17 protein-coding genes are annotated in these 26,818 nt (G+C 71.7%); 2 read left to right on the top strand and 15 right to left on the bottom strand.

What is annotated here, in order from left to right; all coding sequences use genetic code 11:
• Window positions 1-24: 24 nt before the first annotated feature.
• From OG247_RS31065 to nrdR, 5 genes are all read right to left on the bottom strand, one after another.
• A complete protein-coding gene (locus tag OG247_RS31065) occupies window positions 25-630 on the bottom strand; it encodes a YdbC family protein (RefSeq protein ID WP_250748831.1) in 606 nt (201 codons plus the stop codon).
• Window positions 631-662: 32 nt separating this feature from the next.
• A complete protein-coding gene (locus OG247_RS31060) occupies window positions 663-1,487 on the bottom strand; it encodes an arylamine N-acetyltransferase family protein (protein ID WP_327257705.1) in 825 nt (274 codons plus the stop codon).
• An 86-nt stretch (window positions 1,488-1,573) separates the two neighbouring features.
• Window positions 1,574-2,692, bottom strand: a complete 1,119-nt coding sequence (locus tag OG247_RS31055; protein WP_327255274.1) for a hypothetical protein — start codon at window positions 2,690-2,692, stop codon at window positions 1,574-1,576.
• Window positions 2,693-2,936: 244 nt separating this feature from the next.
• On the bottom strand, window positions 2,937-5,831 hold the full coding sequence (locus OG247_RS31050; RefSeq protein ID WP_327255273.1) for a vitamin B12-dependent ribonucleotide reductase: 2,895 nt from the start codon (window positions 5,829-5,831) through the stop codon (window positions 2,937-2,939).
• 144 nt (window positions 5,832-5,975) lie between these two features.
• Window positions 5,976-6,485 carry a transcriptional regulator NrdR gene (gene nrdR / locus OG247_RS31045; RefSeq protein WP_327255272.1) on the bottom strand — a complete coding sequence of 170 codons (510 nt, stop codon included), beginning with the start codon at window positions 6,483-6,485 and terminating at the stop codon, window positions 5,976-5,978.
• 480 nt (window positions 6,486-6,965) lie between these two features.
• Here nrdR and lexA point away from each other — a divergent pair, with 480 nt between their 5' ends.
• Window positions 6,966-7,757, top strand: coding sequence for a transcriptional repressor LexA (gene lexA, locus OG247_RS31040; RefSeq protein WP_243331797.1), 792 nt, complete (start codon window positions 6,966-6,968; stop codon window positions 7,755-7,757).
• 66 nt (window positions 7,758-7,823) lie between these two features.
• Here the strand turns inward: lexA and OG247_RS31035 are convergent, their stop codons facing one another.
• From OG247_RS31035 to OG247_RS31015, 5 genes are all read right to left on the bottom strand, one after another.
• Window positions 7,824-9,794, bottom strand: a complete 1,971-nt coding sequence (locus tag OG247_RS31035) for an ATP-dependent DNA helicase (RefSeq protein WP_327255271.1) — start codon at window positions 9,792-9,794, stop codon at window positions 7,824-7,826.
• A gap of 52 nt (window positions 9,795-9,846) precedes the next feature.
• Complete coding sequence (locus OG247_RS31030) at window positions 9,847-11,715, bottom strand: IucA/IucC family protein (RefSeq protein WP_327255270.1); 1,869 nt, start codon at window positions 11,713-11,715, stop codon at window positions 9,847-9,849.
• A gap of 116 nt (window positions 11,716-11,831) precedes the next feature.
• Window positions 11,832-12,533 carry a GNAT family N-acetyltransferase gene (locus OG247_RS31025; RefSeq protein ID WP_327255269.1) on the bottom strand — a complete coding sequence of 234 codons (702 nt, stop codon included), beginning with the start codon at window positions 12,531-12,533 and terminating at the stop codon, window positions 11,832-11,834.
• 33 nt (window positions 12,534-12,566) lie between these two features.
• Window positions 12,567-14,447, bottom strand: coding sequence for an IucA/IucC family protein (locus OG247_RS31020; RefSeq protein ID WP_327255268.1), 1,881 nt, complete (start codon window positions 14,445-14,447; stop codon window positions 12,567-12,569).
• A 2,243-nt stretch (window positions 14,448-16,690) separates the two neighbouring features.
• Window positions 16,691-18,064, bottom strand: a complete 1,374-nt coding sequence (locus tag OG247_RS31015; RefSeq protein WP_327257704.1) for a diaminobutyrate--2-oxoglutarate transaminase family protein — start codon at window positions 18,062-18,064, stop codon at window positions 16,691-16,693.
• A 384-nt stretch (window positions 18,065-18,448) separates the two neighbouring features.
• Here OG247_RS31015 and OG247_RS31010 point away from each other — a divergent pair, with 384 nt between their 5' ends.
• Window positions 18,449-19,618: a trypsin-like serine peptidase gene (locus tag OG247_RS31010; protein WP_327255267.1), complete on the top strand. Its 1,170-nt coding sequence runs from the start codon at window positions 18,449-18,451 to the stop codon at window positions 19,616-19,618.
• A gap of 77 nt (window positions 19,619-19,695) precedes the next feature.
• Here OG247_RS31010 and hflX read toward each other — a convergent pair whose 3' ends face one another.
• The 5 genes from hflX to OG247_RS30985 all read right to left on the bottom strand — a co-directional run bounded on the left by hflX (window position 19,696) and on the right by OG247_RS30985 (window position 26,737).
• Window positions 19,696-21,204: a GTPase HflX gene (hflX, locus tag OG247_RS31005; protein ID WP_327255266.1), complete on the bottom strand. Its 1,509-nt coding sequence runs from the start codon at window positions 21,202-21,204 to the stop codon at window positions 19,696-19,698.
• 195 nt (window positions 21,205-21,399) lie between these two features.
• Window positions 21,400-22,848, bottom strand: a complete 1,449-nt coding sequence (locus tag OG247_RS31000) for a M1 family metallopeptidase (RefSeq protein ID WP_327255265.1) — start codon at window positions 22,846-22,848, stop codon at window positions 21,400-21,402.
• A 102-nt stretch (window positions 22,849-22,950) separates the two neighbouring features.
• A complete protein-coding gene (locus OG247_RS30995) occupies window positions 22,951-25,059 on the bottom strand; it encodes a RelA/SpoT family protein (RefSeq protein ID WP_327255264.1) in 2,109 nt (702 codons plus the stop codon).
• A 140-nt stretch (window positions 25,060-25,199) separates the two neighbouring features.
• Complete coding sequence (gene dapF, locus OG247_RS30990; protein ID WP_327255263.1) at window positions 25,200-26,075, bottom strand: diaminopimelate epimerase; 876 nt, start codon at window positions 26,073-26,075, stop codon at window positions 25,200-25,202.
• Window positions 26,076-26,134: 59 nt separating this feature from the next.
• On the bottom strand, window positions 26,135-26,737 hold the full coding sequence (locus OG247_RS30985; protein WP_442813464.1) for a hypothetical protein: 603 nt from the start codon (window positions 26,735-26,737) through the stop codon (window positions 26,135-26,137).
• Window positions 26,738-26,818 lie beyond the last annotated feature (81 nt).

The following is a 26,818-nucleotide window of genomic DNA, read 5'->3' as shown; positions in this document are numbered from 1 at the left end:
GGGGGGCCGCCCGCGGCGTACGGGTCAGACCGTCCAGGAGGGTTCGAGGTCGACGACGTCCCCGGTGAGGGCCTCCACGTCGGCCTGGATCTGGGCGCGCAGCGACAGCCGCTCGACGCGCTCCTGCCGGTACTTGCCGTGTTCGGCCGCCGCGTGCCACATCGACAGCACCAGGAACTCACGGCCCGGAGCCTCGCCGAAGAGGCCACGGACCATGCCGGGCGAACCCGCCATGGCCGGGTTCCAGACCTTCTCCTGCATGAGCGCGAAATGGTCCACGCGGCCCTCCCGCACCCGGGTGTGGGCGACCCTGACGACGTCGGCGTCGGTGAACCGCGGCTCGAAGCCGGTCTTCACGTCGAAGCGGTGGTCGAAGAGCGTGACCCGCGCGTCGGTGTAGGTGCCGTTCTGCGAAGCGGCCAGCCGGTCGTGCGAGCGGGCCATGAAGGAGTCGTAGAAGGAACGGCTCTCCCAGAAGGTGAAGACGTGCGCCACCCCCTGCCGGCCCCGGCTCCAGCCGCCGCCCTGCCCCCGGAATCCCGGTTCCCCCGGCAGTCCCGCCCATTTGCGCTGCCCGCGCTCGAACCCGCGTCGGTCCGTCACCGTGCAGCGAATCCACTTGACCAGCACTGCGCCATCGTACGGTCCCGGCGGGGCCCGGGTCAGTCCTCGGCGCGGTACAACCGAAGGAGTTCGTCCGCGTCCCGCTCGGACAGCCGAAGCCCGAACTCCCGGCCGAGCAGGGCGAGCAGTTCCCCGGCCGCCACCTCCCGCCGCTCCATCCGTCCGTCGGGCAGCAGCCGGGAGAGCTCCCGGCCCACGAGGGCCAGCCGGGCGGCGTCGCCCGGGTACTGGACGATGGCCCGGCCGAGGAAGGAGGAGCGGGGGTGCGAGGAGCTGTAGTGGTTCAGCACCACGTAGTCGACGGGGTGGTAGGGCTGCGGGGCGAAGGCGTACAGGTCGCGCCAGACACCCTCGCGCCATGCGCAGAGCGCGAGGACCCCGTCCGCCTCCTCCCGGACGCGGAACACCCATTCCCCTTGCCGCACTTCGGCGCCGGGGCTCGCCAGCGGGACGGGCTCCCGCGGCCCCTGCCAGCCGAACCCGGCGTCACAGAGCCACGGCTCCCCCTCGACGGTGACGACGAGGACGGCGTGCGTCACCGCGAGCAGGGAATCCCCCCGGCTGCGGTTGCGGGCGCCACGTCCGGAGACCGCGAAGCCGATCCGCTCCAGGGCGGCTGCCAGCAGGGTGTTCTGCTCGTAGCAGTAGCCGCCGCGGCGCTGGTGCACGAGCTTGCCCTCGACCGTCTTGACGTCCAGCCCGACGGGGCGGCCGAACAACACGTCCAGGCTCTCGAAGGCGATCGCACCGGTGTGCGCCCGGTGTACTGCCTTCAACGTCGCGAGGTCCGCCCGGAGTTCCCCGCCCTCCCAGCCGACCCTCGCCAGGTAAGCGTCCAGGTCCAGCTCGTCACCGCTCCACATGCCTTCCACGACTCCCCCGCTCGACGCACCACGATCTTCAGGGATGCCCTGTCGCACCTCCCCGCACCATGGTCGCGTGGCGTGCGCTATTCCTCGGCATCCGGTTCTCGGTCAGGGAACGCATGCAGCCGCAACTGCGGCGCCCGATGGTCCGCCAGCCACTGCATCCGGCTGTCTGCCGCCGCGAGCCCGGCGCGTGCGGTCTTCGTCCACTGCTCTCGGTCGAGCACCTCCAGGTACGTCACACGGAGCGCCTCCTGTTGCTCCGCAGTGCACCCTGCGGCATGGGGAGACTTGGCAGTCAGGTGCTGAGCAAGCAACGCGACCGTGAAGTAGCGCTCGATGGTCGGACTGAGCGAACCCACATGTCGGGCATGGGCTTCGAGGACCGCGCCCGAGTGGGGGTAGTGGCCGAGGGTCAGTCCCATCCCACTGCAATCGCTCATCAGATGGAGTAGCCGACCGACGTGATCGACCATCTCGCCGTCAGTACCGAGGTCTGCAAGCGCCTCATGGAGTTTGCCGACCGTGGCGACCTTGCCTGCGAAGTAGCCGTTGAGGTAATCGCCGTCACAGGCTCTGCGAAGCAGCCACGATCGGGCCATTGGGTCGTCGAGTCTGCAGAGAGCTTCAACGACATAGACGCGTCCCCAGCCTGTGACTCGCTCGCCGAGCCAGAGCAGAGCCTCGACTCCTCCGGGCTGACGTTCGAAAGCGTGCGCCGCCAGTGGCCCGAAGTGGTTGGAGAGCAGCCCGATCGTCTGAATCAGGGGGATGTCGTCGGCTGTTCCCACGGCGGCGACCAAGGCAAGCCCCATGGTGACCGAGCATCGATCGGTCCCGTGCCGGACCAACCACCGGCCCGTTTGCCGGACGCGCTCTCGGTCCGCCCGCTCAGCCGCGGCGGCGATGTGTGCGTTGTGGTGAATCGGAACGTAGACATCGTGGAAGGCATCGGCCAACTCACTGGGAGGGGCAACGGCCCGCGCGAAATGCGCGTCAAGGATGAGAGCCGCGTCCTTGCCGGCCGACTGCCGGTCCCTAGGCGCCTTCGGTCCTTGCCCACCACGGTGCAACCCGTTGTCGGGATACGGTTCTCCGTCGCGCGCAAGCGGCTCGCCTGGAGCAAGCCGATGGAGCCGGAGCGCGTGGTCGAACAGTGCTGTCGGTGATCCGGGCAGTCCTGTCCCGGTCGTCTCGCTCATCGGCGGACGGAGGACTCGATTCTCTTGATCATGGCCTGGAGCCTGCCATGGCAGGCGTCACCGTGACAAGCCCCCGTGTGCGGCCACCATCGAAGCGAGCGACGGGAGCCATGAGGTCCGTTGCTCCAGCGCCTCCAGGACACGCCGAAGGGGACCAGCCCATGGCCGGTCCCCTTCGAACCCGCAGGTCAGGCGAGTTGGCAGATCGCGTCGAATGGTCCGTTCGACGCGACTCCGCCTATCTTCAGCTGCAGCCGCTGGTGGAGCCGCAGCCCTCGCAGATGTAGCAGGAGCCGGCGCGCTGCATCTTCGTACCGCAGGAGAAGCAGAGCGGGGCGTCGGCGGAGACGCCGAGCTGCATCTCGACCAGTTCGGCGTTGGAGTGCGCCGTCTTGGGGGCCGGGACCGGGGCGACCGCGACCGGCTTGGCGGCCGGGACGGTCTGGACCGCGGCGAGCGGGGCCGCCTGGGTCAGGGACTCCGTGTCGAGCTCCTCGTCGAGGGGCTCGTAGGAACCGGTGTCCAGGTGGCGCTGACGCTCCTCGGCGGAGTGGATGCCGAGGGCCGAGCGGGTCTCGAAGGGCAGGAAGTCGAGCGCCACGCGGCGGAAGATGTAGTCGACGATGGACTGCGCCATGCGCACGTCCGGGTCGTCCGTCATACCGGCCGGCTCGAAGCGCATGTTCGTGAACTTCGCGACGTAGGTCTCCAGCGGGACGCCGTACTGCAGACCGACCGAGACGGCGATCGAGAAGGCGTCCATCATGCCCGCGAGGGTCGAACCCTGCTTGGACATCTTCAGGAAGACCTCGCCGAGACCGTCGTCCGGGTAGGAGTTCGCGGTCATGTAGCCCTCGGCGCCACCGACCGTGAAGGAGGTGGTGATCCCCGGGCGGCCCTTCGGGAGGCGCTTGCGGACCGGGCGGTACTCGATGACCTTCTCGACGGCCGTCCGGATGGTGTCCTCCGCCTTGGCGGTGACCTCCTCCTTCTCCTCTTCCTTCTTCTTCGCGGAGAGGGGCTGGCCGACCTTGCAGTTGTCGCGGTAGATGGCGAGCGCCTTGACGCCCAACTTCCACGCCTCGAAGTAGATCTCCTCGATCTCCTCGACGGTCGCCGTCTCCGGCATGTTGACCGTCTTCGAGATCGCGCCGGAGATCCAGGGCTGGATCGCGGCCATCATGCGCACGTGGCCCATCGCGGAGATGGAACGCTCGCCCATCGCGCAGTCGAAGACCGAGTAGTGCTCCTGCTTCAGGCCCGGGGCGTCGACGACCACGCCGTGCTCGGCGATGTGGGCGACGATCGCCTCGATCTGCTCTTCCTGGTAGCCCATGCGGCGCAGGGCCTGCGGAACGGTGCCGTTGACGATCTGCATCGAGCCGCCGCCGACGAGCTTCTTGAACTTGACCAGGGCCAGGTCCGGCTCGACACCGGTGGTGTCACAGGACATCGCGAGACCGATGGTGCCGGTCGGCGCGAGGACGGAGGCCTGCGAGTTGCGGAAGCCGTTCTTCTCGCCGAGGCGGATCACGTCCTGCCAGGCCTCGGTGGCCGCGGCCCAGATGATGTTGTCCAGGTCCTCGGTGCGCGGCGCGACGGCGTTGGCGTCGGCGTGCTGCTTCATGACGCGCTTGTGCGACTCGGCGTTGCGGGCGTAACCGTCGTACGGGCCGACGATCGCGGCCAGCTCGGCGGAGCGCTTGTACGCGGTACCGGTCATCAGCGAGGTGATCGACGCGGCGAGGGTGCGGCCGCCGTCGGAGTCGTACGCGTGGCCGGTGGCCATCAGCAGGGCGCCGAGGTTGGCGTAGCCGATGCCCAGCTGGCGGAAGGCGCGGGTGTTCTCGCCGATCTTCTGCGTCGGGAAGTCCGCGAAGCAGATGGAGATGTCCATCGCGGTGATGACCAGCTCGACGACCTTGGAGAAGCGCTCGGCGTCGAAGGACTGCTTGCCCTTGCCGTCGTCGTCGAGGAACTTCATCAGGTTCAGGGAGGCGAGGTTGCAGGACGTGTTGTCCAGGTGCATGTACTCGCTGCACGGGTTGGACGCGGTGATGCGGCCGGACTCGGGGCAGGTGTGCCAGTTGTTGATCACACCGTCGTACTGGATGCCCGGGTCGGCGCAGGCCCACGCGGCCTCGGCGAGCTTGCGGAAGAGCGACTTGGCGTCGACCGTCTCGATGATCTCGCCGGTCATGCGGGCCCGCAGGCCGAACTCGGTGCCGTTCTCGACGGCCGTCATGAACTCGTCGTTCACACGGACGGAGTTGTTGGCGTTCTGGTACTGGACGGACGTGATGTCGTCGCCGCCCAGGTCCATGTCGAAGCCCGCGTCGCGCAGGGCGCGGATCTTCTCCTCTTCCTTCACCTTGGTCGCGATGAAGTCCTCGACGTCCGGGTGGTCCACGTCCAGGACGACCATCTTGGCCGCGCGGCGGGTGGCGCCGCCCGACTTGATCGTTCCGGCGGACGCGTCGGCGCCGCGCATGAAGGAGACCGGGCCGGAGGCGTTGCCACCGGAGGAGAGGAGCTCCTTGGAAGAGCGGATGCGGGAGAGGTTCAGGCCGGCGCCGGAGCCGCCCTTGAAGATCATGCCCTCTTCCTTGTACCAGTCGAGGATCGACTCCATGGAGTCGTCGACGGCCAGGATGAAGCAGGCGGAGACCTGCTGCGGCTGGGGCGTGCCGACGTTGAACCACACCGGCGAGTTGAAGCTGAAGATCTGGTGCAGGAGCGCGTAGGTCAGCTCGTGCTCGAAGATCTCCGCGTCGGCGGGCGACGTGAAGTAGTCGAAGTCCTCGCCGGCCTTCGTGTACGTCTTCACGATCCGGTCGATGAGCTGCCGCAGACCGGTCTCGCGCTGCGGGCTGCCGACCGCACCGCGGAAGTACTTGCTGGTGACGATGTTGACCGCGTTCACCGACCAGAAGTCGGGGAACTCGACGCCGTACTGCTCGAAGTTGACCGAGCCGTCGCGCCAGTTGGTCATGACGACGTCGCGGCGCGCCCAGGTCACCTCGTCGTACGGGTGCACGCCCGGGGTGGTGTGGATGCGCTCGATACGCAGGCCGCTCTTGGCAGTCTTGGTGCCCTTGGCGCGGGAACCTCGTGCCGAGCTGCTCGCCGTCTCTGTCATGCCGTTCCTCCCAATGAGGGCAAAACGCCCTAAAGTGCCAGCGCTATTCCGCGGCACGGTGCTGTGTGTCTTGTATCTACGTCTTCTTCGCCAGACCCACCGGCCGTTCCACGACGCACGTACGGCGCGGAACGGACCCTCCGGTCAGTCGGCGGCGGAGGCGGGCACGGGGACCGGAACGGTCCCACCGGGCTCGCACTCTTCATGAGGCCGCGGCACGCGGAGTTCCGCGATGGCGGTCTCGAAGTCTTCGAGTGTGTCGAACGCCTTGTAAACGGACGCGAACCGGAGGTACGCGACCAAGTCGAGGTCCTGCAACGGGCCGAGTATGGCCAGACCCACGTCGTGGGTGGTCAGCTCGGCGCTCCCGGTGGCGCGCAGCGCCTCCTCGACCCGCTGGCCGAGTTTGGCGAGGGCGTCCTCGGTGACCGGCCGCCCCTGGCACGCCTTGCGCACGCCGGAGATGACCTTGGTACGGCTGAAGGGTTCCGTCACCCCGCTGCGCTTGATCACCATCAGCGAGGCCGTCTCCACCGTCGTGAAGCGACGGGAGCAGTCGGGGCACTGGCGGCGCCGGCGGATCGACGTGCCGTCGTCGGTGGTGCGACTGTCGACGACACGGCTGTCGGGGTGCCTGCAGAAGGGGCAGTGCATGGTTCCCTCACCCTCCTCTTGGCACGACTGAATCACCTCGCGAGACCCCTGAACGGCAGAGTCGAAGCTCTGCAGGAGGCTCTCGAAGCAGCCACAAGCATATGCGATGTCGGGGACCCCGGCAGACCGGGGACCACAACTTCTGGGTGGCAGCGCTCATCCAACCACTAGATCTTGGGTTGTGGTGGATTTACACCGCTCCGCGTGTCGCGGCGTCCGGTGGCCGGATAACAGGCTTCGCGGTGCCACACTGAGCGCAGACCCGGACGGTGGCGACCCGACCCGGAAGGGTACCGTAAGCAGTGGTTCCGCAGCCGAACCCCCGTTCGGTCCGGACGGCCCACCGGCGGCATATACACCTCACGAAGTGAACACGGTGGGTGATCTCCGATTTTTCACTCGAACGTGTGTTTGGCGCAACCTTTCGAAAGCAACTACCGTTGTCCAGCTAGGGAGAACATTTCGAGAGGGGCCGACGACGTGACCACCACCGCAGACAGTGCCACCATCACTGCCCAGAACCGCTCCCAGAGCCGACTTGAGCCGGTGCATGCCATGAATGACGCAAGTCTGAACCCGGAGGCGGAGCCCGTACGCCCCGCACGCTCGCTGCCAGGGCGGCCTCCAGGCATCCGCGCCGACAGTTCCGGGCTCACGGACCGGCAGCGGAGGGTCATCGAGGTCATTCGCGACTCGGTGCAGCGGCGCGGCTACCCGCCGTCGATGCGGGAGATCGGCCAGGCGGTCGGCCTGTCCAGCACCTCTTCGGTCGCGCACCAGCTGATGGCCCTGGAGCGCAAGGGCTTCCTGCGCCGCGACCCCCACCGCCCCCGGGCGTACGAGGTGCGCGGCTCCGACCAGCCCAGCTCGCAGCCCACGGACACCACGGGCAAGCCCGCGGCCTCGTACGTGCCGCTGGTCGGCCGGATCGCGGCCGGTGGCCCCATCCTCGCCGAGGAGTCGGTGGAGGACGTCTTCCCCCTCCCCCGCCAGCTCGTCGGCGACGGCGAGCTGTTCTGCCTCAAGGTCGTCGGCGATTCGATGATCGAGGCCGCGATCTGTGACGGCGACTGGGTCACGGTCCGTCGCCAGCCGGTCGCGGAGAACGGCGACATCGTCGCCGCCATGCTCGACGGCGAGGCCACGGTCAAGCGCTTCAAGCGCGAGGACGGCCATGTCTGGCTGCTCCCGCACAACGCCGCCTACCAGCCGATCCCCGGCGACGAGGCCACCATCCTCGGTAAGGTCGTGGCCGTACTGCGCCGGCTCTGATCGCCTGCGCCCCCATCCAGCTCCGGGACCTCCTGCGCCGGTCCCGGAGCTGCTTTGTGTCTCGGCCTACTTCTCGTCGGCCTTCGCCGCGGCGTCGATCGCGGCGAGCGAGCGACGGACCTGATTGCGGTCCGTCGTGTACCAGAAGTCCGGCAGTGTGGCCCGCAGGAAGCTCCCGTACCGGGCCGTGGCCAGCCGGGGGTCCAGGACCGCTACGACGCCCTTGTCTCCGGTGGCCCGTACGAGACGGCCCGCACCCTGGGCCATGAGCAGGGCCGCGTGGGTCGCCGCGACGGACATGAAGCCGTTCCCGCCGCGCTCCTCGACCGCCTTCTGCCGGGCGCTCATCAGCGGGTCGTCGGGACGCGGGAACGGAATCCTGTCCATGATCACCAGCTGACAGCTGGGCCCCGGCACGTCCACGCCCTGCCACAGCGACAGGGTCCCGAACAGGCAGGTCTTCGGGTCGGCGGCGAAGGCCTTGATCAGCTCGCCGAGCGTCTCCTCGCCCTGGAGCAGGATCGGGTTCTCGAGCCGGCCGCGCAGTTCCTCGGCGGCGGCCTTCGCCCCGCGCATGGAGGAGAACAGTCCGAGGGTGCGGCCGCCCGCCGCCTCGATCAGCTCCGCGAGCTCGTCCATCATGTCGCCGCGGGTGCCCTCGCGGCCGGGGGTCGCCAGGTGCTTGGCGACATAGAGGATGCCCTGCTTGGGATAGTCGAAGGGCGAGCCGACGTCGAGGCCCTTCCACTGCGGCACGTCCTCGCCCTCGACGCCCTCCGGGGACAGTCCCATCGACGCCGCGACCCCGTTGAAGTCGCCGCCGAGCTTGAGGGTCGCCGAGGTCAGGACCACGGAGCGGTCCGCGAACAGCTTCTCGCGCAGCAAGCCGGACACCGAGAGCGGAGCGACCCTGAGGGTGGCGCCGAACCGGTCGTGGCGTTCGTACCAGACGACGTCGTACTCGGAGCCGGCCACGATCCGCTCCGCCACCCCGTGCACGCTCTCCACCGCGGCCAGCGCCTGCTTTCGGACGGCGTCCTCGTCGTGGACGGACTTGTCGCGCGTGTTGCCGATCGCCGAGATCACGGTGCGCGAGGCGTCCCGCAGGGCCATCAGCGCGTAGCCGAGGTCCTCGGGGATCTCCTCCAGCCGGCCGGGGAGGGCCAGCTCCATGACTCGCTCGAAGGTCTCGGACGCGGTCTGCAGGGAGTCGGCCGTCTTCTCGTCGACCAGCTTGGCCGCACGCTTCACGGCACGGTTGACCTGGCCGGGGGTGAGCTCTCCCGTGGCGACCCCGGTCACCCGGGACACCAGCTCGTGGGCCTCGTCGACGATCAGCACCTCGTGCTGCGGGAGCACCGGGGCGCCCTCGATCGCGTCGATGGCGAGGAGGGCGTGGTTGGTGACGACCACGTCCGCGAGCTTGGCCCGCTCGCGGGCGGCCTCGGCGAAGCACTCCGCGCCGTACGCGCACTTCGTCGCGCCCAGGCATTCCCGGGAGGAGACGGAGATCTGCGCCCACGCCTTGTCGGAGACGCCCGGGGTGAGGTCGTCGCGGTCGCCCGTCTCGGTCTCGTCCGCCCAGTCGCGCAGCCGCAGCAGGTCCTGCCCCAGTTTGCTGGTCGGGGTGGCCGCCTCGAACTGGTCGAAGAGGCCCTCCTCCTCGTCCTGCGGGGCGCCCTCGTGCAGACGGTGCAGACACAGGTAGTTGGAGCGGCCCTTGAGCATGGCGAACTGCGGGCGGCGGCGGAGCTGCGGATGCAGCGCCTCCACCGTCCGGGGCAGGTCGCGCTCGACGAGCTGGCGCTGGAGGGCCAGCGTCGCCGTGGCCACGACCACGCGCTCGCCGTGCGCGAGGGCCGGCACCAGGTAGCCCAGGGACTTACCGGTGCCGGTACCGGCCTGGATGAGGCGGTGGGAGTTGTCGTCGATCGCTTCGGCGACGGCTTCGGCCATGGCCACCTGGCCGGGGCGCTCCGTGCCGCCGACGGCGGAGACGGCGGCGTGCAGCAGGTCGGGGAGGGAGGGCTTCGTCATAGCAGTGCCAACCCTACGGGGCCCCGCCGACAGTGACCGCACCGGCGAGCGGTCATGACCGGTGGAGGGGGTTCGGCACCGTCCCGTACCGCACGGCGTTGGGGCGGTCGGGCCGGTCGCGGTAGCCGTCCTCGTAGAGACGGTTCCTGTTGAGGCAGAGCCTCACGATGCGTTCGCCGAGGAGGTCGAAGAGCTCGTAGCGCTCCTTGAGCTCCGGGAAGCGGGCCTGGTGGCGGAGGATCTCCGCCCGCACGAGGGACCAGAACGTGTCTTCCGGAACCCCGAGCCGGTCCTCACAGAGGGCGGAGAGGTAGCGGAAGACACCGACGAAGAGCCCGGAGTGGATGAACTGGGGCAGGAAGTCCGCGGGCTCGGTGGGCAGGACCGCACGGACCTCGTCGGGCATGGACGCCAGCTCGGGCAGCGGTTCGGCGCTGATGTTGACGTCGTCCACGAAGTCCTTGATCGCGAGCCGGACCGGGACGTCGTGCTCGTCGAAGATCACGACGGCGTTCTCGCCGTGCGGGGAGAACACGGTGCCGTAGCGGTACAGGAAGCGGAGCAGCGGAGGCAGCAGGGCGGCGAAGAGGCGCTGGAGCCAGACCGTGGGGGTCAGGCCGGAGCGCGCGACGAGCTCGGCGGTGAAGGACCGGCCGCGGGGATCGGTGTGCAGCAGCGAGGAGAGGGTGCGGGCCCGCTCCCCGGCGGCGAGGTGTCCGGTCAGCGGCTCGCGCCAGATCGCGCCGAGGAGCTCCTTGTACTGGTACGGGACTTCGGGGAGCGCGTCGTAGACGGGGTGGCGGACCGTGACGGAGGCGACCTCGCCGAGCAGGATCACCCCGCATTCCTCGCGCAGGAAGGGGTCTCCGTCGCGCAGGGAGTGGATCCAGGCGGTGACGGCGGGCGCCGCGAGGGCCAGGTCCGAGGGCAGGCCGCGCCAGACCATCGTGTTGAAGACGGAGAGCGGCAGTTTGACGCTGTGGCGGTCGGGGCGGGTGAGGTTGAGGAAGGTGCGGATCGACTGCTGGGGGAGGCGGAGGTCGGGGTCGGCGGGGAGCGGGACCAAGGTGCCGGCGGCGAGGGCCGGCGCGAAGAGGGGCAGGACGACCTCGTCCCACTGCCAGGGGTGGACGGGGAGGTAGAGGTAGCCGAGCGGGTCGAGACCGCGGTCGCGCAGGGTCCGGTCGAAGAGGGCGCGGGTGACGGGGTCGAGCTCGGCGGAGTAGAGGCGGGCGGGGTCCTCCAGGCCGGCGGTGCCGCGGTAGTGCGCGAGGGAGCTGTGCGCGGCGAGCCAGGGCAGACGCTGGGCGGTGCGGGCCTCGGGCGCCCAGGCGGCGGTGTCGGAGGCGGAGAGTCCGATCCGCCCCTTGTTGAGGACGAGCCAGGGGTGGCCGGTCTGGTGGCCTTCGAGGGCCGCGTAGTCGAGGTCGGCGAGGACGTCCGCGGTGAGCCCGGTGTGGTCGATGCGGGCGTCGGCGGCGAGGGTGGCGCTGAGCTCGCGGACGAGGTGGCCGAGGGTGGCGCCGTCGAGGCCGAGGAGCGTGCGCGCGCGGATGAGGAAGGCGTACGGGTCCCCGAAGGCGGACGGCGACCCGGGTTCGGCGGGCTGCGGGGTGAGGGTGATCGTGTCGGGTGTGACGTGCCAGCTGCCGTACGAGCGGCGGCGGGCCCGGAAGCCGAGGCTGCTGCCGTCGTCGAGGGTCAGCGTCCAGGCGTCTCCGGAGGCCGCCGGGGCGGGGACCGGGGTGATGATCTCCTCGTACGCAAACTCGCCGAGCATCTTGGCGAGCAGGCGGCGGGCGGCGAAATCCCAGGTCGGGCAGTTCAGTTCGGGCGGCGTGCACGGGTGCTGGGGCGACGGGGGCACGGTGTCCGGGAAGTGGGGGCCTGGGGAGTCGGGGGCTGCGGGGAAATTCTGCACGGGACTCCTCAGGATCGGGAACTTTGCTGTGTGGCGCAGAGTTTTCGAGGTGAGATGTACGGGAAGTAAAGGGATGTGCGGGAACGGCTCGGATGTACGGGAAGCGCGGGGGGCAATCAGAGGAGATTGCGCAGCGCCCGCTCCCGGATCATCAGGGCGGCTCGCTTGCCGGGCAGTTCGATCTCGGCGGGACAGCGGAAGCCGGATTTCAGGAAGGCTGATACGGAGGGGGTGTTGCGGATGTCCGGTTCGGCGATGACGCGCATGCAGCGTGGGCGGTTGTCGAGCACCAGGTCGGCGACGGCGCGCAGGAGCATGGTGCCCAGACCCCGGCCACGGTTCGCGCCGTCTCCGATGAGCAGGTGGATACCCGTGTCGTGGGGTCGCGCCGGGTAGTGCGCGGAGAGCGGGTCGAGGTCGGCCCGGTAGATCTCCCAGTAGCTCATCGGCGTGTCGTCGAGGAGGCCGAGGCACGGGATGCTGCGGCTGCCCCCGTCCCGTTGCGCCCATACGTGGGCGGCGGTGACGGCGGCCGGGCCGGAGAGTTCCCAATAGGCGTCCACCTGCGGGTCGTTCATCCAGCCGGTGAGCAGATCCAGGTCGCGGTCGAGCCGTACGGGTTCGAGGCGGAAGAAGCCGGACCGCGTCGTGACGCCGCCCCAGGCAGCCGGGGAGTCGAGGAGATCGGCCTCGGCCAGCTGGGGCAGCGACTCGGCGCTGAGACGCGGCGCGGGGGTGCGGAGCGCTTCGGGGCGGCGCGCGTCGGGGCGGAGCACATCGGTGAGGAGCACGCCGGTGTGGAAGTCGGTGGAGGGCATCGGTGGCTCTTCTCCCTTTTCTGTGCTGACGCGTCAATCGTGGAGGGGGTTGGTGATGGTGACGTAGACGGACTGGGTGTCGACGGGCCCGACGAGCTCGTCCAGGCCTCCCAGGCGGGTGAGCAGATTCGCCTTGCAGCGCAGGGTGGGCGAGTCGAGCAGCCTCTCGGGGAGCGGGCCGAGGCCCTTGGCCTTGCCGAGGAAACGGCGGAAGGCGGCCAGCAGGACACGCTCGTCGGCGAGCCGCTGGGATCCGAAGGCTCCGATGAGACCGAGCACGTTGTTGATGCCGAGGTAGTAGGCGAAGCGTTCGTCGGTGACGGCGTCCGAGACGAAGGTGTCGCTCGTGGTGCCGATTCCGGGGAGCCGGCGCTCCAGTTCCGTGCGGCGGGAGGCGCGGAAGTAGTAGCCCTGGTTGTCGCGGTAGCGGCCACCGACCGGCCAGCCGGCCGGGTCAAGGAGGACCAGCGTGTTCTGCTGGTGCGCTTCGAGGGCGATGCCGGCGAGCGCGTCGAAGGCGAGGACCGGCAGGACCACGTGCTCGAGGTAGCGCAGGAACCACTCGGCGGCGACGGCGGAAGTCGTCCGCCCGGTGGTGGCGGCGAGGCGCGAGACGGTCTCGGCCAGACGGGAACTCATGGTGGTCCGCCCGGGCCACGGGCGGGGTGAGGTGAGTGCGGCGACACAGAGGGCGTCGTCGCCCGGTCGGAAGGGGTTGTGACGCAGCAGGACGTCGAGTCCGGGGACGGGGGTGCCGTCCGGGGCGTCGACGGCGACCCAGGCGGGATCGCGGACGATGTCGAAGCCGGGGTGGGTGGCCTGCCACCGCTCGGCGAGTCCGGTGCGGAGCAGTCGGTGCACCTCGATGCCGCGGTGGAGTTCCTTGCGGAGGTTCTCGCGCCGGGAGTTGGTGATGCGCAGGCCCAGGGAGAGCTTGAGCATCGCGGGAGCGCCGGGCTGCTGGACGGTGCGGATGGAGGAGGTCGGATACCAGGGGGCGCCGTACGGGCCCAGGTCGTGCAGGAGTCCCGTGTCGCGGAGGGCGGCGACCGCGGGGCGCTGGAGCAGGTCGCGGGCCTGCCAGGGGTGAAGGGGGAGGGGGGTGGCGCCGTCGGGCACCGGGAGGCCGGGGGCGAGGCGGCCCAGCAGGCGGGCGGCGGAGACGGGGCGGCCGCGTTCGGTCCAGGCGGAGTCGGTGGCGAGGGCGGCGGGTTCGACCGCCAACCAGTGCAGGGGGAAGGAGCCGTGGAGTTCGGGTGAGTAGCGGCGCACTTCGGTGTCGGAGAGCCCTTCGCGGCTCTTCGGGGTCGGGTGCAGCGGGTGGCCGAGGAGGAGGGACTGTTCGGCGGTGAGGAACCGGTCCGCGCCGATGGGGGCGGGTGCGGCCGGGCGTTGACGGCGGTCGGTGATGAATTCGGCGGTCCGGCGCACCGAGTCGGCGACCCGCCCGACGAGGTCGGCGCCGCCGGGGTCGCCGTGGCTGCGGGCGCCGTCACTGTGGGCACCCTCGCTGTGGGCACCGGTTCCGGGGCCGCCTCCTTCGCGGGAGATCAGCGCCGCGAGGGTGACCGCGTCCACGGCCGGGGCGTCGGCCGGGACGCCTTCGATCCGGGCCGGACCGAAGCGGTGCCAGCCGGCCGTGGACCAGTAGCGGACGGCGACGAGCAGGGCGGCGCCGGATGCGGGGAGGGGGATGCGCAGGACGGGGCCGGCGGGCTGTTCGAGTGCGGTCTCGCGGACCCAGCAGCGCAGCAGGTTCTCCACCGAGGCGGCCTCGGCGGCGACTCTGGGGTCGGGGTGGTCCAACGGGTCCGCCGCTCCCGCGCGGGGACGGACGTTGCCGTCCTTCTGCCGCGGCACCGCGGCGGGTGCCTGCGGCTCGGCCGCCGGCCAGGGCATCCCCGCGGCCGGCATGCCCGGGAACGCACCGGCAGGACCGGTGACCCCCTCCGCCGGCGACGCGGACGCCGCGGCCCGCTCGCTCGGTTCGGCTGGACCAAGTCGCGGGGCCACCGCGTCCTGGGCGGCGCTGGGCGGGCTGGTGCGACCGCTGGCCGAAGGGGCCGCCGCGGACGGTCCCTTCGGCACGGCCTTGCCCTGTCCCCCCGAGGCCGGCTCCCCCGAACGCCCCGGGCCGGGCGACGCCGAGCCGCCCGACGGGCCGCGGCCGGGCGAGGCTCCCCGAGCCTCCGCGGAACCCTCCGCCCTCGGACCCTCTGCCCGGCTTGCCGGGCCAGAGTCGGCCGCAGCCCCGGAAGCCGGTCGCGAAGCAACGGGCGAAGGTTCACTGCCGGAGGCCTCGCCCGTAGCCCGTACCCCGGACCACGCCACGGCACCGGCCAGCGGCGGCCACGCGGTGGGAGCGGGGGAAGGGGCGGCTGACACAGCCGGAGTGGGGGTAGGGCGGGGGGCACTGTCCGCGGGAGCGAGCAGAGGCGGCCATGCGGTGGGGGCGGGGGAAGGTGAGCTGGGCTCGGTCGGCACGAAGGGGGGTTGGGGGGAACGTTCCGCTGGAGCGGGTGGCGGCTGCCACCCGGTGGCGGCGGGCGGAGGCTCGGTGACCGGAGCCGGACCGGGCGGCTCAGGTCGGGCCGTAGCACCGGAAGGTGACGGGCTCGGCCTGCCGTCCGGGGAGACGGGGGGGATGGGTCGCGCGGGCGGAGGCGTCGCGGCCGAGGTGGCGCTCACTGCAACCGGCCCGTCCGGGTCCCCGGGTGCGACGGCCGGGGTCGGGCTCGGAGCGGGAGCCGGGGGCTCGGTACCGAAGGGCTTCCCAAGTCGGGTCGGCGGGTGCCCGTTGGAGGCCGCCAGGGGCGGAGAGGGGCGGTCGTCCTGCGGTGGCGTCGGCGCGGCGCCGGGGGCCGGGGTCGACGGCAGCGTTGGCGCGGCGTCGAAGGTCGGGATCGGCTGCGGAGTAGGTCCGGCCGGGGCGGCGGGAGACGGTGCCGGCGGGCTCTCGGCGCCGGGCCGGGTCCCGGGTGCGGGGGCCGGCGGCTGCGGGAGGGCTACGGAGACGGGCGGACGGAGCGAGGGCCAGTGCCCGGCCGCAGCAGCCGAAGCCGGGGCGGCCGTCGGCGGTGCCCCGACGGTGGCCGGGACACCGGGGGGAGGGACTGACGCCGTTGAGCGGGGCCCGGTCTCCTCCGGAGTCGGCAGCGGTGAGGAGCCGACGGGGGCAGGCATGGAGGGCGTGTACCCGTACCCGCTAGCAGAGGGAGAGCTCGGGGCGTCCGGAGACGGGACCGCACCGCCCCCGGCGCAGGGTGGCGTACCCACGGCCGGCGCCGACCTCACTGGCGGAGCGGCGGACATCGACCCGGGCTGCCGCCCAGCCGCGGCAAGGGGAGACCGTGGCTGAGCGACGGGCGCCGGGGAAGGCACCACGGAACCAGCCGGAGGAATCGGCGGCGCAGCCTCAGCCGCAGCAAGGAGGGGCCTTCCCGGATCGACCGCCACCGGCGCGGGCGGCACAGGGGCAGACCACGGAAGCGGCGAAGCCAGCCCATCGGCAGACAGCGGAACCGGCACCGGCAGGGCGGGGGCAGGCGAGGAATCCGCCGACGGCTGTGGGTCAGCGGGCACCGGTGACTGAAGGGCGGACGCAGCCGGAGCGAGTGGCGGCCGGTGTGGAACGGCTTGCGCCGGCGGGGGTGGCGCAGGAGCGACCTGCGGAAGCGGCGGGCCCAGCCGGTCAGTCGACAGCGGCACGGCGGGGACCGGGACGGGGGCGGGGACCGGGACGGGGGCGGGGAGCGGGACGGGGGCGGGCCTGGAGCCCGGCGACGGCAGCGCACCGGTAGGCGGCGCGAACTCAGCCGGAGGCTGCGGGGACTCGGCCGGAGGCTGCGGGGACTCGGCCGGAGGCTGCGGGGACCGTAGCGGAGCGGTGGGCAGCGGCGGCGGTGGGGTGGCCGGGGGCTGAGGCTGCGGTGGTTGTACGAGGTTGGCCGGTGGGTGCGCCGAGGCGGACGGAGGGAGGGTGGAGGCCACGGGAGTCGGCGGGTGGAGCAGGTCGGTGTGCGCGGGGGTGGGAGGCGTGAGGGCGGGAGGCGGGAAGGTGGAGGCCACGGGGGTCGTCGAGTGGAGCGGGTCGGTGTGCGCGGGGGTGGGGGGTGGGAGGGGGGCCGAGGGGTGGAGGGGGTCGGGCATCGGGGTCCTTAGCGGCGGGTGGCGGCGGAGAGGGCGTCGGCGAGGCGGTCGAGGACGGCTGAGGCCTGTTCGTCGGTCAGGGTGAGCGGGGGGAGGAGGCGGACGACACTGGCGTGGCGGCCGCCGAGTTCGACGATGAGGCCCCGGTCCAGACAGGCCTGGCGGACGGCCACCGCGAGGTCGGGCGAGGCTTCCCCGGTGTCGGGGTCGGCCAGTTCGACGCCGATCATCAGCCCGCGGCCCCGTACGTCCGCCACGCAGGGGTGGGACGGGATCAGGCCGCGCAGCGCGGCGAGCATGCGCGCGCCCAGGGTCCGCGCGCGCTCCGCGAGGCCGTTCTCCCTGACGTAGGCCAGCGTCGCGGTGCCGGCCGCCATGGCCAGCTGGTTGCCGCGGAAGGTGCCGGCGTGGGCTCCGGGGGCCCACTGGTCCAGCTCCGCCCGGTACACGATCACCGCGAGCGGCAGGCTGCCCCCGATGGCTTTGGAGAGCACCATCACGTCGGGGACGACCCCCGCGTGGTCGACCCCCCAGAAGGCCCCGGTGCGCCCGACCCCCGTCTGGACCTCGTCGGCGATCAGCGGGATCCCCCGCTCCGCCGTGATCGCCCGCATCCTGCGCAGCCAGGCGTCGGGGGCGGGGTGGACTCCGCCCTCTCCCTGGACGGGTTCGACGATCATCCCGGCGGGCGCGGGCACCCCGCTCTTGGGGTCGTCGAGCAGGTTCCGCGTCCAACGGGCCGACAGTTCCGCCCCCTCGGCCCCGCCGATGCCGAAGGGGCAGCGGCGGTCCTGTGGGTACGGCAGCCGGGTCACCCGTACGTCCGTGGCCCCTCCGGAGACGGCCAGTGCTCCCGCGGTCATGCCGTGGTAGGCCCCCGTGAAGGCGAGCATCCCGGACCGGCCGGTCGCGGTGCGGACGAGGGTGAGCGCGGCCTCCACCGCGTCCGTCCCGGCCGGTCCGCAGAACTGGATGCGGGCGTCCGCGGCCAGCTCCGCCGGCAGGCTGGCGAACAGCTCGGTGGTGAAGGCGTCCTTGACCGGAGTCGCGAGGTCCAGCACGTGCAGCGGGGCTCCCGAGTCGAGGACCCCGCGGATGGCTTCGAGCACCACCGGGTGGTTGTGGCCGAGGGCGAGGGTTCCGGCGCCGGAGAGGCAGTCGAGGTAGCGGCGTCCGTCCGCGCCCTCGATGGTCAACCCCCTTGCGCGCACGGGCACGATGGGCAGGGAGCGTGCGTACGTCCTTGCCGCGGACTCCCGTTGTGCCTGCCTGCGCAGGATCCCCTCGCCCGCGGCCGACCTCGGAGCCGTATCGGACCTCGGATCCGGATCAAACCTCGGAGCCGTATCGGACCGCGGAGCCGTATCGGACCGCGGAGCCATATCCGGCCCCGGATCCGCGAACCGCCCCGGAGCCGCGAACCGCCCTGTCTCCGGAACCCGGTTCGCCTGCGCCGGTACCTCCGCCCCGGCCGTGGCCTGCTCGCCCGTCCACGCCGTCAAAGGCACGAGTGTCGCTCCTCCCGCACGGTTGCTCTTCCGGGGTGCGCTTCGAACACCCACGCTGCTCCCCCGTCCCCCGTACGTACCAACGACGGTGGCGGCGACGGATCACGGGTGGGCCCAAGATCCTTGTCCGGCCGGGGGGAACCGACGCCCCGGGCTGTGCCGTCCCCCACGGCAGCGGCATAGTGGGGTGCTGCAACCCGGGCGCCCGCCCACCCAGGCGCCATCCCGAACCAAGAACCATCCAGGGGGATTCACGACATGCGACCGATCCGACCGGTCACCGCGATCCTGTGCTCGGCCGCGCTCGCGCTGACCGCCGCGGCCTGCGGGCCCGGCGACGGTGAGACCGACGCCAAGCCGACCGTGGCGGCGAGCCTGCCCACCAGCCTGGACGGGGTGAAGATCCCGGACGGGCTGAAGGACAAGCTCAAGGAACACGGCATCGACCTGGAGAAGTGGAAGGGGGGTGAGTGGAAGAACTGGAAGAAGGAGGACTGGCTCCGCGAGGCGGGCGATTACATCAACCCGATCATCGAGGACCTCTGGGACCCGGACCGGATGCGTGACGCCGCCAAGACTCCGCAGCCTCCGGCCGTCGACCCGGACGCGGGCAAGGACCAGGGCGTCACCGACCCGACCCCGGCTCCGGTGGCGGCCAAGGCCGCGACCGCGCCCTACCACCGGAGCGTTCCCGCCTCCGGCAAGGTGTTCTTCGACGGTCCCGAGGGCTCGATGGTCTGCTCGGCGACCGTGGTCAAGGACCCCGCGCACCCCGGCAAGTCCAACATGGTCTGGACGGCCGGCCACTGCGTGCACGCGGGCAAGTCCGGCGGCTGGTACCGCAACATCGCCTTCGTCCCGTCGTACAACAACAAGGGCAAGTCCGCGGCCGCGCTCAAGGGTGCGCCCCGCGAGGAAGTTGCCCCGTACGGCGTGTGGTGGAGCGACTGGGCGCAGACCTCGGACCAGTGGATCGCGACCGGCGGTCCGACCGGCGGCGCGGGTGCCCCGTACGACTTCGCGGTGCTGCACGTGACCCCGGAGAAGGGCGGCGGCAAGTCGCTGGAGGAGACGGTCGGTACGGCGCTCCCGGTGGAGTTCAACGCCGCTGCCGCGCCCAAGATCGCGAAGATGACGGCCACCGGCTACCCGGCGGCGGCTCCGTTCGACGGCCAGAAGACCTTCCAGTGCGCCGACAAGCCGGGCCGTCTGTCGCTGAACGCGACCGACCCCACGATGTACCGCATCGGCTGCACGATGACCGGCGGTTCCTCGGGCGGCGGCTGGGTCGCGGCGGGCAGTGACGGCAAGCCCGCGCTGGTGTCGAACACCTCCATCGGCCCCGCCAAGGCGGGCTGGCTGGCCGGTCCCCGGCTGGGTCCGGAGGCGAAGGGCGTCTTCGACGCCGTGAGCGGCAAGTTCAAGTAACCGCGTCTGCACACCACACGACTGAGGGCCCCCGCTGCTGCGGGGGCCCTCAGTCGTTCATTCGGTACGCGTCGGCGTCAGTGCTTCGCGAGCACGTACGGAGCGAACTCCGCCGCCAGTTCCGCGTGCACCCGCGCCTTGAGCAGGGTGCCCTCCGCCGTGTGCTCCTCGGAGATCACCTCGCCCTCGGCATGCGCCCGGGCGACGAGCCCGCCGCGCGTGTAGGGCACGACGGCCTCGATCTCGATCGCCGGCCGCGGCAGCTCGGCGTCGATGAGCGCGAGGAGTTCCTCGATGCCCTGACCCGTGCGCGCCGAGACGGCGATGGAGCGCTTCTCGATCCGCAGCAGGCGCTGGAGCACCAGCGGGTCGGCCGCGTCCGCCTTGTTGATCACCACGATCTCGGGCACCTTGACGGCGCCGACCTCGCGGATGACCTCGCGGACCGCCGCCAGCTGCTCCTCCGGCGCCGGGTGCGAGCCGTCCACGATGTGCAGGATGAGGTCGGAGTCGCCGACCTCCTCCATCGTGGAGCGGAACGCCTCGACGAGGTGGTGGGGCAGGTGCCGGACGAAGCCGACCGTGTCGGCCAGGGTGTAGACCCGGCCGGACGGGGTCTCGGCCCGGCGGACGGTCGGGTCGAGGGTGGCGAACAGTGCGTTCTCCACCAGGACGCCCGCGCCCGTGAGCCGGTTGAGCAGCGAGGACTTGCCCGCGTTGGTGTATCCGGCGATGGCGACCGAGGGCACCTTGTTGCGGCGCCGTTCCTGCCGCTTGATGTCGCGGCCGGTCTTCATCTCCGCGATCTCCCGGCGCATCTTCGCCATCTTCTCGCGGATCCGGCGCCGGTCGGTCTCGATCTTGGTCTCACCGGGGCCGCGGGTGGCCATGCCGCCACCGCCGCCGCCGCCCATCTGCCGGGACAGCGAGGCACCCCAGCCGCGCAGTCGCGGCAGCATGTACTGCATCTGCGCGAGTGCGACCTGCGCCTTGCCCTCTCGGGACTTGGCGTGCTGGGCGAAGATGTCGAGGATGAGCGCGGTCCGGTCGACCACCTTCACCTTGACGACGTCTTCGAGGGCGATGAGCTGGCCGGGGCTGAGCTCACCGTCGCAGACGACGGTGTCGGCGCCGCTCTCCATCACGATGTCGCGCAGCTCGCGCGCCTTGCCGGAACCGATGAAGGTGGCCGGGTCGGGCTTGTCGCGGCGCTGGATCACTCCGTCGAGTACGAGCGCGCCCGCCGTCTCGGCGAGGGCGGCGAGCTCCGCGAGGGAGTTGTCCGCGTCCTGCACCGTGCCGGAGGTCCATACGCCGACGAGGACGACCCGCTCCAGGCGGAGCTGGCGATACTCGACCTCGGTGACGTCTTCGAGCTCGGTGGAGAGGCCGACCACGCGGCGCAGGGCCGCGCGCTCGGAGCGCTCGTACTGGGCGCCGTCCCGGTCTCCGTCGATCTCGTGGCTCCAGGCGACGTCCTCTTCCATCAGGGCGTCGGCCCGAAGGCTCTCGGTGAAGCTCTGCGGATCCGGCGCATCCTGTGCGTCGTCCCGCGCGTCCTGGGAAGGGGAAGAAGAGGAGGTCATTGGATCCTTACGTCGTTTTCGAATGCGTCCGCGTCAGGCGAAGCGGAGCCAAGGCCAAAGCTACTCCCGCGCGTGACATAACACTGTCACGTCCAACGTGTGACACTCCCCCGGGATTCCCCCGGACTGCGGAGATTCCCCGGTGGCGCCCCGCGCAGCGGCCTCGTCGATGGTGGCATGCCCGTTCCGCACGCGTCACACGCTTTTCGCGGCGCTCCACTCCGGGTGCCCCGGCATCGCCGGCGTCTTCTTCCCGTACAGCCACGGCTCCAGGAACGCCCCCAGGTCCCGGCCCGCCTCCTGCGAGGCCAGCCGTACGAAGTCCTCCGTACCCGCGACTCCGTCCCGGTGCTCCCCCACCCAGCGGCGCTCCACCCGGTCGAAGGCCTTGGCCCCGATCTCCTGCCGCAGCGCGTAGAGGATCAGCGCGGCGCCGTCGTAGACCGCGGGCCGGAACAGCCCGATCTTCTCTCCCGGGGCGGCCGGCTTGGGCGCGGCCGGGGGGCCGCCGGCCGCCCGCCACTGGTCGGAGCGCTGGTACGCCTCACGCATCCGCCGCTCCAGGGAGTACGTGCCGAGGCCGTCGGCGTACAGGGCTTCGTACCAGGTGGCATGGCCCTCGTTGAGCCACAGGTCGGACCAGGTGCGCGGGCTCACGCTGTCGCCGAACCACTGGTGGGCCAGCTCGTGGACCATCACGGACTCGACGTACCACTCGGGGTAGCCGCCGCTGCCCGAGAACAGTGCGCTCTCGAACAGCGACAGGGTCTGCGTCTCCAGCTCGAAGCCGGTACGGGCCTTCGCGATCAGCACCCCGTAGTTCTCGAAGGGGTAGCGGCCGATCCGTGCCTCCATCCACTCGATGTGCCCGGCGGTCTTCTTCAGCCAGGGCTCCAGCCGCTCCCGGTCCGCCGCGGGGACCACGTCGCGCAGTGGCAGACCGTGCGGCCCGGTGCGGTGGACCACGGCCGAGTCGCCGATCGAGACCTGGGCGAGTTCGGTGGCCATCGGGTGCAGCGTCCTGTACGTCCAGGTGGTCGCGGCGCCCGCCCGGCGGGCCGGCAGCGCGCCCGGCACTCCGTTGGCCACGGCCGTCATCCCGGCCGGGGCGCTCACCCGGAAGGTGAAGTACGCCTTGTCGGCGGGGTGGTCGTTGCACGGGAAGACCCGGTGCGCGGCGTCGGCCTGGTTGGCCATCGCCAGGCCGTCGTCGGTGACCACCCAGCCGCCGTCGCCGCGGCCGCGCGGGTCGCTCGTGTGCCGGACGGTGATGTGAAGGGGGAGGTCCGGCTCCACCGGCCGGGCCGGGGTCAGCACGAGGTCCTCGCCGACGCTGGCGAAGCCGGCGGGTTCCCCGTTGACCTCGGCGGAGGCCACTTTCCCATGGGTGAAGTCGAGGTTGACCGTTTCGAGCCGGGTGAGGCTGCGCGCGTCGATGACGGTGACCGCGTCGAGAGGGCTCTTGTTGTCCTTGTACGCGAAGGACAGGTCGTACGAGAGGACGTCGTATCCGGGGTTCCCCAGTTCGGGGAAGAGCGGGTCGCCGATGCCGAGCGCCCGGGGCGGGGGCACGACGGCGGCGACGAGGGTGAGGGAGGCCGCGGCGAGCAGGGCGGCGCGCAGGCGCGCGGAGGTGAGCTGCATCCCCCACCGCTTATCAGCGCCCGCCACGCGCCCGCGAACGGCGCGCGACGGCTCCACCCGAAAGGGGTAGGGCGGGCTGGTGGTCCCTTCCCCCGAGCCCCCTTACGCCCGGCTGACGTCGTAGACCCCGGGCACGTCCCGCATGGCCCGCATCAGTGCCGGGAGGCCCGTCGCGTCGGGCAGCTGCAGGGTGTAGCTGTGCCGGACCCGCTGTTCGACCGGCGGCTCGACCGTCGCGGAGACCACCTCGACCCCCTCGCGGGCGATGGCCTCGGTCAGATCGGCCAGCAGGTGCGGGCGGCCGAACGATTCGGCGAGCAGCGTGACCCGGCAGTCCGCGGTCGCCCGCCAGTGGACGGCGATGGGGGTCCGCCCCACGGCCCGCATCTGGGCCACCGTCGCGCAGTGGACCCGGTGCACGGTGACGGCCCCGCCGCGTACGACGAACCCCTCGACGGCGTCCGGGGGCACCGGGGTGCAGCACCCGGCGAGCCGCACGGTGGCGTCGGGCAGGTCGGCGACGGCGTTGCCCCCGCCGCTGCGGAGGCCGATCACCGACAGCGGCGGCCTGGGTGCGGCGTCGGCGGGCCGGGCCCCGTCGGGGTGGGCCTCGAGCCAGCTGCTGACGGCGATCCGGGCGGCCGGGGTCTTGGCGTGGTCCAGCCAGTCGGCGGTGGGCCCCGAGGAGGCGTCGTGCGCGATCAGGAGCTGGACGGTGTCCCCGTCGGAGAGCCGCGAGGACAGGGAGGTCAGGCGCCCGTTGACCCGGGCGCCGATACAGCCGTGGGCCGCCTCGCCGTACTGCGCGTAGGCGGCGTCGATACAGCTGGCGCCGGCCGGCAGGCTGATGGTGCCGGGGACGCCTCCGTCGGCGCGGAACACGGTGATCTCCCGGTCCTGGGCCAGCTCCGAGCGCAGGACGTCCCAGAAGGTGTCGGGGTCGGGCGCCGACTGCTGCCAGTCGAGCAGCCGCGACAGCCAGCCGGGCCGGGTCGGGTCCACCCGCTCCTCGTCGCAGTCGGCCGCCGCGACCGGCTCCGCCGACGGCGGGGCCGTGTACGGATTGCCGAGCGCCACCACGCCCGCCTCCGCGACCCGGTGCATCTGCCGGGTCCGCACGATGACCTCGGCCACCTGGGTGGTGGGCCCCTCCGACGTGGCGAAGGCGGTGTGCAGGGACTGGTAGAGGTTGAACTTGGGGGTGGCGATGAAGTCCTTGAACTCGGAGATGACCGGGGTGAAGCATGTGTGCAGCTCCCCCAGCACGGCATAGCAGTCCGCGTTCTCCCCCACGAGGACCAGCAGGCGGCCGAAGTCGGAGCCGCGCAGTTCCCCGCGCTTGAGGGAGATGCGGTGGACGGAGACGAAGTGCCGGGGCCGTACGACCACCTCGGCGGCGATGCCCGCGTCGCGCAGGACGACCCGTACCGAGTCGGCGATGGCGGGCAGCGGGTCGCGCTCGCCCGCGTGGGCCGCGATGAGGGCGCGGGTGTGCTCGTACTCCTCGGGGTGCAGGATCGCGAAGACGAGGTCCTCCAGCTCGGTCTTCAGGGCCTGCACGCCGAGCCGTTCGGCGAGCGGGATGAGGACGTCGCGGGTGACCTTGGCGATGCGGGCCTGTTTCTCCGGTCGCATCACGCCGAGGGTGCGCATGTTGTGCAGCCGGTCGGCGAGTTTGATGGACATCACGCGGACGTCGTTGCCGGTGGCGACGAGCATCTTGCGGAAGGTCTCGGGCTCGGCGGCGGCGCCGTAGTCGATCTTCTCGACCTTGGTGACGCCGTCGACGATGAAGCAGACCTCGTCGCCGAACTCCTCGCGGACCTGATCGAGGGTCACGTCGGTGTCCTCGACGGTGTCGTGGAGGAGCGAGGCCGTCAAGGTGGTGGTTTCGGCGCCCAGTTCGGCCAGGATGAGCGTCACGGCGAGCGGATGTGTGATGTACGGCTCACCGCTCTTGCGCATCTGGCCGCGGTGCGAGGTCTCCGCGAGCAGGTACGCGCGGCGCAGCAGTGACAGGTCCGCGTCGGGGTGGTGGGCGCGGTGCGCTTCGGCGACATGGCCGATGGCGTCCGGCAGTCGATCCCGGGGCGTGGGGCCGAGCAGCGCAGCGCGTCCGAGTCGTCGCAGGTCAAGCCTGGTACGGCCGCGTCTGCGAAGTTCGGGGAGCGCTTCGGGACGTGCTTCGGGGTTCGTGGCCTCTGCACTCATGGGCACCTCCGACGGCTTCGACCGGCGGTGGTGGGCATGGGGTGCGCCCGCAGGGCCGGTGCCTGATGCTACCGACCCCACCACGTGGCGCAGTCCACCTCTCGCTCAGCGTGAAACGGATCACCCATTAGAGGGAAGCTTCAGGCGAAAGCCGTTTCGGTGAGCCAGGCGGGATCGAACTCGCCCTCGGCCACGATCACGGCGGGTCCGGTCATCTCGATCCGCCCGTCGGGGTGCTCGGTGATGAGCAGGGTGCCGCCGGGCAGATCGACGGTGTACGTGACGGGCGCGCCGGTGACGGCCGGGTCGGCGCCGTCGCGGCGGATGGCGGCCACGGCGACCGCGCAGGCGCCGGTGCCGCAGGAGCGGGTCTCGCCGGAGCCGCGCTCGTGGACGCGCATGGCGACGTGCCGGGGGCCGCGGTCGACGACGAACTCGACATTGACACCCGTCGGGTAGGCGGACGCCGGGCTGTACGGGGGCGGGTCGAGCAGCTTCCCGGCATCGTCCAGGCTGTCAACGAAGGCCACCGCGTGCGGGTTCCCCATGTTGACGTTCCGAGCGGGCCAGGAGCGGGCCCCGACGGAGACGGTGACCTCACCCTCGGGAAGCTCGGCACGGCCCATGGAGACGGTCACGTCGCCGGTCTTGTCGAGGTGCACCCGCTTGACTCCGCCGCGGGTGGCGACGGCCAGGTCGCCCGGCTCCGCGTGCCCCGCGTGCTGGAGGTAGCGGGCGAAGACGCGGACGCCGTTGCCGCACATCTCGGCGATGGAGCCGTCGCTGTTGCGGTAGTCCATGAACCACTCGGCCTCGCCGGCCAGGTGCGCCGCCTCGGGGTGCGCGGCGGAGCGCACGACGTGCAGCACGCCGTCCGCGCCGATCCCGGCCCGCCGGTCGCACAGCCGCGCGACGGCGGAGGGCGTCAGCTCGATGGCGTTGTCCGGGTCCGGGACGATCACGAAGTCGTTCTCGGTGCCGTGGCCCTTGAGGAAGGAGAGGCTGGTCTGCGTCACCCGCCCATGGTACCGAGCCGGCGCCCGGCGCAGCCGGGCCGCCCCTGTGACGACAGGCCCTATCGGAGCCGGGCCACCCGGTACACCGCGAGCGCTACGACACCCAGCGCGACCAGCGCGTACAGCAGGGCGAGGCGCCAGTCGGGCCGCTGCCCCGAACCGCGGGCCGGGAGCCCCGGCAGGGCGTAGCCCACGCGGCGCGCGGCCATCAGGCCCCAGCCGCCCGCGCAGCAGCTGATCAGGAATCCGAGCATGGCGACGACCGCTCCGCCGTCGCCGAACTCGAAGGCGAGGGGGAAGGCGAACATCAGGGATCCGGCCGCGGCCAGCATGACGATGGGGGCGATCTGCCAGAGCCTCAGGCGGCGCTGCGGGCGCAGTTCCACCTCGAAGGCGGGGGCGGCGGCCGCCTCCGCCTCGGCGGAGTCGGGCGCGTCCGGGCCGTCGGGGGTCAGCCGCGCGGGATCCGCGGGCAGTCCGAGGCCGTCGGCGTCCGCGGGCAGTGCGAGCCCGTGGGTGAGCCCGCCGGTGAGCCCGTCTGCGTCCACCGGCGCTCCGCCGGGCAGCCCTTCGCCATCGGCGAGGGCGCTGTGAAGCATCGGGTCCGTTTCCCGTCGGGTGTCGTCCCGACCGGTGTCACGAGGGCCGGCCTCCATCGCCACGCGCCCTCCCCACTTGGACTTCGCACGCCGTCGTTCACCGCCGGTGACGGCACCGGCGGAAGTTTGATGATGGCACGCCGT

This window comes from Streptomyces sp. NBC_01244 (assembly GCF_035987325.1).
Taxonomy (GTDB): domain Bacteria; phylum Actinomycetota; class Actinomycetes; order Streptomycetales; family Streptomycetaceae; genus Streptomyces.
The sequence above is the reverse complement of the archived record's forward strand: the minus strand, read 5'-3'. Positions and strand labels throughout refer to the sequence as shown.

Excerpts from the sequence above, each read along its gene's own strand:
- OG247_RS31060 (WP_327257705.1), bottom strand. The coding sequence starts at position 1,487 with ATGTGGAGCGGTGACGAGCTGGACCTGGACGCTTACCTGGCGAGGGTC.
- OG247_RS31055 (WP_327255274.1), bottom strand. The coding sequence starts at position 2,692 with ATGAGCGAGACGACCGGGACAGGACTGCCCGGATCACCGACAGCACTG.
- OG247_RS31050 (WP_327255273.1), bottom strand. The coding sequence starts at position 5,831 with ATGACAGAGACGGCGAGCAGCTCGGCACGAGGTTCCCGCGCCAAGGGC.
- nrdR (WP_327255272.1), bottom strand. The coding sequence starts at position 6,485 with ATGCACTGCCCCTTCTGCAGGCACCCCGACAGCCGTGTCGTCGACAGT.
- OG247_RS31035 (WP_327255271.1), bottom strand. The coding sequence starts at position 9,794 with ATGACGAAGCCCTCCCTCCCCGACCTGCTGCACGCCGCCGTCTCCGCC.
- OG247_RS31025 (WP_327255269.1), bottom strand. The coding sequence starts at position 12,533 with ATGCCCTCCACCGACTTCCACACCGGCGTGCTCCTCACCGATGTGCTC.
- OG247_RS31020 (WP_327255268.1), bottom strand. The coding sequence starts at position 14,447 with ATGCCGGCCGCGGGGATGCCCTGGCCGGCGGCCGAGCCGCAGGCACCC.
- OG247_RS31015 (WP_327257704.1), bottom strand. The coding sequence starts at position 18,064 with ATGGCTCCGCGGTCCGATACGGCTCCGCGGTCCGATACGGCTCCGAGG.
- OG247_RS31010 (WP_327255267.1), top strand. The coding sequence starts at position 18,449 with ATGCGACCGATCCGACCGGTCACCGCGATCCTGTGCTCGGCCGCGCTC.
- hflX (WP_327255266.1), bottom strand. The coding sequence starts at position 21,204 with ATGACCTCCTCTTCTTCCCCTTCCCAGGACGCGCGGGACGACGCACAG.
- OG247_RS31000 (WP_327255265.1), bottom strand. The coding sequence starts at position 22,848 with ATGCAGCTCACCTCCGCGCGCCTGCGCGCCGCCCTGCTCGCCGCGGCC.
- OG247_RS30995 (WP_327255264.1), bottom strand. The coding sequence starts at position 25,059 with ATGAGTGCAGAGGCCACGAACCCCGAAGCACGTCCCGAAGCGCTCCCC.